The sequence below is a fragment of the Streptomyces sp. NPDC056600 genome, from assembly GCF_042792855.1.
Taxonomy (GTDB): domain Bacteria; phylum Actinomycetota; class Actinomycetes; order Streptomycetales; family Streptomycetaceae; genus Streptomyces.
The window spans coordinates 1-7,066 of sequence record NZ_JBHTVQ010000122.1; the positions used below are offsets into that span (position 1 = coordinate 1).

At 66.7% G+C, this 7,066-nt stretch carries 5 protein-coding genes; all 5 read right to left on the minus strand.

All coding sequences use genetic code 11. The features are described 5' to 3' along the window. Positions 1–161 precede the first annotated feature (161 nt). Positions 162–1,328: an ABC transporter ATP-binding protein gene (locus ACFRAV_RS31095; protein WP_382560894.1), complete on the minus strand. Its 1,167-nt coding sequence runs from the start codon at positions 1,326–1,328 to the stop codon at positions 162–164. A gap of 13 nt (positions 1,329–1,341) precedes the next feature. Next, entirely contained in the window at positions 1,342–2,406 is a 1,065-nt protein-coding gene (locus ACFRAV_RS31100; protein WP_382560897.1) for an ABC transporter ATP-binding protein, read from the minus strand. A gap of 13 nt (positions 2,407–2,419) precedes the next feature. Then, the gene (locus ACFRAV_RS31105; protein ID WP_382560900.1) at positions 2,420–3,394 is read right to left on the minus strand and encodes an ABC transporter permease; all 975 of its coding nucleotides are present in this window, start codon (positions 3,392–3,394) and stop codon (positions 2,420–2,422) included. Between the two features lie 102 nt (positions 3,395–3,496). Beyond that, on the minus strand, positions 3,497–5,287 hold the full coding sequence (locus ACFRAV_RS31110; RefSeq protein ID WP_382560903.1) for an ABC transporter substrate-binding protein: 1,791 nt from the start codon (positions 5,285–5,287) through the stop codon (positions 3,497–3,499). A gap of 99 nt (positions 5,288–5,386) precedes the next feature. Continuing rightward, a complete protein-coding gene (locus tag ACFRAV_RS31115) occupies positions 5,387–6,421 on the minus strand; it encodes an ABC transporter permease (RefSeq protein WP_382560906.1) in 1,035 nt (344 codons plus the stop codon). Positions 6,422–7,066 lie beyond the last annotated feature (645 nt).

Consider the following 7,066-nt stretch of genomic DNA (forward strand, 5'->3'; position numbering starts at 1 on the left):
TAACGATCAATTACGCCGTTGACTTTCCGGTACCCCCGATGACCACCCGTAGGGGTGAGCTGGTCGCCCGCCCGGGCCAGCAAACCCGGGCGAGCAAAGGCCTACGGCCCGGCAGGGGCGTGATGCCCCTGCCGGCCCTTCGGTGCGGACGGACCGGAAGGTCAGTCCTTGTCGCTCACGGTGCTGTCGGTGCTCTCGGAGTGCGCGGCGTGCTCGGCCTCCAGCGCCTTCAGCGCCGGGTCGAGGACGACGTCCTCGCCGCGCGCCTCCGTGGTCGGGTCCTCCGGGAAGTGGCAGGCCGTGAGGTGACCGTCGCGGTTGCCGGAGATCTGGACCAGCGGCGGCTCCTCCGTCGCGCACTTGTCCTGCGCCTTCCAGCAGCGGGTGCGGAAGCGGCAGCCGGACGGCGGGTTGACCGGGGAGGGCACGTCGCCGTACAGGCGGATGCGCTCGCGCGGCTCGCCGTCCTCGACCTCGACCTCGGGAACGGCCGACAGCAGGGCGTGCGTGTACGGGTGGCGGGGACGGTTGTAGATGTCGTCCCGGTCGCCGACCTCGACGACCTTGCCCAGGTACATCACCGCGACGCGCTGCGAGAAGTGCCGCACGATCGCGAGGTCGTGCGCGATGAAGACGAACGCGATGCCGAGCTCGTCCTGCACCTTCTTCAGCAGGTTGACGACCTGCGCCTGGATCGACACGTCGAGCGCGGAGACCGGCTCGTCGGCGACGATCAGCTTCGGGTTGACCGCCAGGGCGCGGGCGACGCCGATGCGCTGGCGCTGACCGCCGGAGAACTCGTGCGGGAAGCGGTTGTAGTGCTCCGGGTTCAGGCCGACGAGCTCCAGGAGCTCCTTGACCCGCTTGTCCCGGCCGCCGGGCGGGTTGATCCCGTTGATCTCCATCGGCGACTTGATGATCGTGCCGACGGTCTGCCGCGGGTTCAGCGACGAGTACGGGTCCTGGAAGATCATCTGGATCTCGGACCGGATCGGCGCCAGTTCCTTGCGCGAGGCGCGGGTGATGTCGTTGCCGCGGTAGGTGATGGTGCCCGCGGTGGGCTCCATCAGGCGGGTGATCAGCCGGCCGGTGGTCGACTTGCCGCAGCCGGACTCGCCGACCACGCCGAGGGCCTCGCCCTCGTGGACCACCAGGTCCACGTTGTCGACGGCCTGGACCGCGCCGACCTTCCGCTTGAACGGGAACCCGCCGTACACCGGGAAGTGCATGGTCAGGCCCTTGACCTCGAGCAGTGCCTTGCTGTCGGCCGCGGAAGCGGGGGTGGCCTCGGGCTGCTTCTGCTCTGGGGCGGTGAGGTTGTCGCTCATGTCTCGGTGCTCCCTAGCGCAGCCGGGGCTGGATCTTGTCGATGAATATGGACTGCTTCTGCTCCGCCGTCAGGTGGCAGGAGGTGTCCTCGTGCCTTTCGCCCAGCGCGGGCGAGACGGTCGTGCAGAGGTCGCCGGGGACCTGGTCCTTGAAGACGCAACGCGGGCTGAACCGGCAGCCGGTGGGCAGGTTGAGCAGCGAGGGCGGGGAACCGGGGATCGGCTCCAGCGCCACGTCGACGTCGCTGTCCAGCCGCGGCATCGAGCTCAGCAGGCCCCAGGTGTAGGGGTGGCGGGGCTCGCGGAGCACCTCACGGACGGTGCCGCGCTCCATGGCCCGGCCGCCGTACATCACCAGGAGGTCGTCCGCCATGTTGGCGATGACGCCCAGGTCGTGGGTGATGAAGATGATCGCGGAGCCGAACTCCTGCTGGAGGTCCTTGAGCAGGTCGAGGATCTGCGCCTGCACCGTCACGTCGAGCGCGGTGGTCGGCTCGTCCGCGATCAGCAACTCCGGGTCGCACATCAGGGCCATGGCGATCATGGCGCGCTGGCGCATACCGCCGGAGAACTGGTGCGGGTAGTCGTCGAAGCGCAGCTTGGGCTGCGGGATGCCGACCTTCTCCAGCATCTGGATGGCGCGGTCCTTCGCCTCCTTCTTGGAGGCGCCCTTGTGCTTCATGTAGGGCTCGGACAGCTGCCGGCCGACCGTGTAGTACGGCGACATGGCGGTCAGCGGGTCCTGGAAGATCATCGCCATCTTGTTGCCGCGGAGCTTCTGCAGCTCGCGCTCGGAGGCGGTGAGCAGTTCCTGGCCGTCGAGGTTGATCGAACCCTCGATGGTGGTGGTGTCCGGGTTGTGCAGGCCGAGGACCGTCAGGTTGGTGACGGACTTGCCGGAGCCGGACTCACCCACGATGCCGAGGGTCTGGCCGCGCTTGACGTCGAAGGAGAGGCCGTCGACCGCCTTGACGATGCCGTCCTCGGTGGAGAAACGCACCCGCAGGTCGCGGACCGAGAGGAAGCTGTCGGAGGCGGCCGGGGCCGCAGCGTCCTCAGTCGTGGTCAGAGTGGTCACTGTGGATCGTTCCTTAGGAGAGCCGGATGCGCGGGTCGACGTAGGCGTAGGCGATGTCGCAGAGCATGTTGAACACCAGGATGAAGAAGGCGCTGAACAGCATGACGCCCATGGTCAGCGGCAGGTCCTTGTACTGTGCGCCGTCGACCGCCAGGCGGCCGATGCCGTGGAGGGAGAAGGTCAGCTCGGTGACCACACCGCCGGAGAGAAGCGCCGAGATGTCGATGCCCAGCACCGTGATGATCGGGATGAGCGAACCGCGCCAGGCGTAGCGGAAGAAGACGTACTTGCGGCTCATGCCCTTGGCACGCGCGGTGCGGACGTGCTCCTCCTGCAGCTGCTGGATGAGCTCGGAGCGGGCCATACGCGTGTACTGCGCGGTGAAGATGGTGGCCATCACCATGATCGGGATCCACAGGCCGGCCAGCACGGCGAGAGGGCCTTCGCTGAAGGGGACGTCCTTGGGGTTCTCGAACAAACCGGTGCTGACGAGAGCGAGCAGGACCAGCGGGCCGAGGAAGTAGATCTGGAAGGAGCTCAGCACCATCGAGGCGCCCGAGGACACCTTGTCGACCATGCTGCCCTTCTTGTAGGCCGCGAGCATGCCGGTGCCCAGGCCGACGATCAGGAAGACGATCAGACCACCGACGGTCAGCGACAGCGTCGTCGGGAAGTCCTCCATGATGCGTGTCCAGACCTGGTCGCCGGTCCTGAAGGAGACGCCGAGACAGGGAGCCGGGCAGTGACCGGTCGGGAAGTCCCGGCCCATCACGATGCCCGAGACGAACTCCCAGAACTGCACGAAGACGGGCTGGTCGAGGCCGAGGGCCGCACGGATGTCGTCGAGTCTCGCAGGCGAGCAGTCCTTGCCACACGCCAGCGAGGCATAGTCGGACGGTCCGGCGATGAAGAGGAAGAAGGTCGCCGCGCTGATCAGGAACAGGGTGACGACAGCACCGACCGAGCGCCGGATGAGGAACTTGAACATGGCGGGAAGGCTGCTCTCTGCGGAGACGGGGAAGGCGGGAACTCGCGGAACCGCGGGGATGCGCTCCGCCTGGTGCGCATCCCCGCGGTCAGCCGTAAAGCCTTACTTCTTCAGGAAGAGGCTGTTCACGTCGATGTAGCTGGACTCGACGCTGTAGCGGGCACCGCCGATGTTCGAGCCGAACAGCTGGAACTGCTTGGCGTACCACAGCGGGGCGGCCGGGATGACCTCCTCGAGGATGTAGTGGTGCGCCTCCTGCCAGGTGGCCTGGGCCTCCTCGGGCTTCTGGCCCAGAGCCTTCTTGATCAGCTCCTGGACCTTCGGGTCCTTGATGTGCGAGTAGTTCGAACCACCGTCGGCGACCAGGTCACCGTCGTAGATCGGGGTGACGACCGTCGAGGCGGACGGCCAGTCCTGGCCCCAGCCGGTGACGTAGGCGTCGTACGGGTTGTCGACCTTGCCGATCTGCTCGTAGAAGCTGGCGGCGTCGATCTCCTTGGCCACCACCTCGAAGCCGAGCGAGGTCAGGGCGTCCTCGATGGCGACCTTGCGGAGCTGGCCGGCCTCGCTGCCCGGGTAGGCGTAGACGATCTTCTTCTCGGCGGCCGGAACGTCCTTCAGGAGCTCCTTGGCCTTCTTGACGTCACCCTGCGGCGTCTTCAGACGGCCGTAGGGGTCGTAGTCGGGCTCGTAGCCGGGCAGGGTCGGGGCGAACAGGTTCGGCGCCGCGTCGCCGCCGTAGACGCCACCCTCGGTCGCCAGGAGCGACTTGGAGTTGATGCCGACGGCGATGGCCTCACGGACCGTCTTGTTCTTGACCTTGTCCAGGTTGAAGGTCAGCTGCATCACGTAGGGCTGGTAGCCCTGGACGGTGCGCGCCTTGATCGCCTTGTCCTTGAGGACCTGCGGGATCTTCGGGCCGTCGATGCCGCCGGTGAACTGGATCGCGCTCTTGTCCTCGCCGTTGTCGGCGATCAGACGCTGGGTCTGGGTGGAGCCGGTGACGCCGATCTCGAAGTTCCAGGCGTCCGGGTACGCGTTGCGCACCGCGTCGGAGGCCGGGTCCCAGTTCTCGTTGCGGACGAGCTTGAGGGACTTGCCGCTCTTGAACTCTTCGATCTTGTAAGGACCGGTGGCGACCGGGGCCTTGTCGTACTTCTCCTTGGTGTCCGTCTCCTCGGGCACCAGGGAGTAGCCCGGCATGGCCAGCGTCTGCGGAAGGTCCAGGCGCGGGGTGTCGAAGTGGAAGATGACGGTCTTGTCGTCCGGCGTCTCCAGGACCGAGTCCGGCAGGTGCTTCTTGCCGAAGCCGCCGTCCGGCAGCGCCTTGCGGTAGTCCGTGCCGCTCAGCCAGGTCTGCAGGTAGGTCGGGCCGTCGAAGACGAACTTCGCGTAGGTCCGCTCCACGGAGTGGCGGACGTCGGCGGAGTTGATCGGGTTGCCGTTGGCGTCCTTCAGACCGTCCTTCAGGGTGAAGGTCCAGGTCTTGCCGTCGTCGGACATCTTGCCGGCGTCGGTGGCGAGGTCACCGACGACGGACAGGTTGCCCTTGTCGTCTTCCTTGAAGTTGGTCAGACCACGGTGGATCAGGTTGGAGAAGAGACCGGCGTCCGAGACGTAGATCTGAGCCGGGTCCAGGTGGGTCAGGTCCGTCTCCATGTACGCCTTGATGGTGCCGCCCTTCTTGGCACCGGCGACCTCGGGAGCCGGGCCCTGGGAGGCGGCGGCGTCCGCGTAGACCATGGGCTTGGCCTGGCTCTCCGCGTCCTTCTGGTTCTTGGCGTCCGCCTTGGTCCCGCTGCCGTCGTTGCTGGAGCAGCCGGTCAGGGCGAGGGAGCCGGCCGCGAAGGCGACCACGATCGCGCGGGTGGTGCGCGAGTTCATCAGTCTCATTGGGTGATTACCTACCTGTCGGTTTGTTTTCCTGAGTACTGCCTGACGCGGCTGGCAGCCGACGTTGGGGGCGGCAGTCACCCCCCACCTAGGACGACGTCACCGTCCCGACTTGGGGTCGAACGCGTCCCGCACCGAGTCTCCGAGGAGGTTGAAGCACAGGACGAAGATCACAAGAGCCACACCGGGGAAGAAGATGAAGGCCGGTGCCTCCTCCGTGGTGCGGGCGCCGTTCGCGAAGAGACGGCCCCAGTCAGGGGTCGGCTCGACGAAGCCCACGCCTGCGAAGGAGAGGAAGGCGATGGTGAGGATGACGCTCGGCAGCGTGTAGGTGAACTGCACGAGGATCGGGGACACCACGTTGGGCAGGATCTCCTTGAAGAGGATCCGCCAGTTCGAGGCGCCGGAGACCTTGGCCGCCTCCACGAACTCCCGCCCGCGAAGGGCCAGGACGGTGGAGCGGACAAGACGGGACATGCCCATCCAGCCGAGGACCCACAGCACGATCAGGATCGCCAGGGCCCGGAAGTAGGTCGGGGTCTCCTCCCGGGGGTCCACGAAGAACGCGGTCACCACGGGCATGAAGGCGATGAAGAACAGCTGGCTGGGGAAGGCGAGCAGGAAGTCGGTGAGCCGACCGATGTAGTAGTCGGTCTTGCCGCCGACGAAGCCGCCGATCAGACCGATGACCACACCGGTGCTGATGGTCAGGATGGTGACGCCCACCGCCATGAACAGCGAGGTCCGGATGCCGTAGACCATCATCGCGAACAGGTCGCGGCCGAGCTGCGGCTCGACGCCGAACCAGTGCTCGGCGGAGACGCCGCCGAAGGAGCCCAGCGGGAGACCGAAGTCGTCGAGCACCGGAGTGTCGGCGTACGCCGGGTCCTGGCCGTACAGGGTGTACGGGTCGGTGCCGCTCAGCATGGTGAGCAGCGGGGCCGCGAGGCCGATGACGAAATACGCGAGGACGATCCACGCGCAGATCACGCCGGTGCGGTCGCGCTTGAAGCGCATCCACATCAACTGACCGGGGGACCGGCCCTCCAGCGACGCTTCCGCCTCCTTGGGCTTCGCCTCGCCCTCGGCGGCGACCTTCGTCGCGCTGTCCTCGATCTCGATCGGACTTGTCACTGTTCGCCCATCTCGCGTCTGGGTGTGCCGCGTTCGGTATCCGAAGCATGTGTGCCGGATATCGGGCCGTCGGCCGGATCATGAAGTGTCAGAGAACCCGGGTGGTGGCGGGCCGCCACGTACCTACGCGCGTAGCGCTGTTCGCGGGGACCACCGGGAGTGGGTTCAGAGCCAGTCGTCGAGCCCGCAGGCCTGGACGCGGCCGGCGGACGACCGGGCCCACAGGCTGCTTGTCACACCACCCATGGGACTCCTCCTCATGACTCCACGTGTTCACCAACAGGGGAGGGAGCACGCCACTGCCACGTCTCCACCGGAGACGGCGGCAGATGAGCGAACACCCCCCATGGCGTCGATGGTTCGTACCGCGTTCCGCAGAGGCAGCGGACTGTTCACCGAAGCGCCATGCCGCTAACTATCTGCCATGACCCCGGACCGGGACCACTGTCTATTGGTCTCGGTTCAATCACATCTCGCGCCCAAATTCCCAGACTCCAGACATTCCGACGACCACGAGAAGCCCACGAAACGGACGTGTTACATGGCTACCGGTCGAAGCGCGCCGAATACCGGACATCGCGCAAGTCAAAGAGGTTGCGTCCGAGGCGCCCCGGAAACCCCGGAAGCCCGGGCGCCCCGTCAGGG

What these genes read in the sequence shown, in the direction of transcription:
- ACFRAV_RS31095 (WP_382560894.1), bottom strand. Translation starts at nt 1,328, where the DNA reads ATGAGCGACAACCTCACCGCCCCAGAGCAGAAGCAGCCCGAGGCCACC.
- ACFRAV_RS31105 (WP_382560900.1), bottom strand. Translation starts at nt 3,394, where the DNA reads ATGTTCAAGTTCCTCATCCGGCGCTCGGTCGGTGCTGTCGTCACCCTG.
- ACFRAV_RS31110 (WP_382560903.1), bottom strand. Translation starts at nt 5,287, where the DNA reads ATGAGACTGATGAACTCGCGCACCACCCGCGCGATCGTGGTCGCCTTC.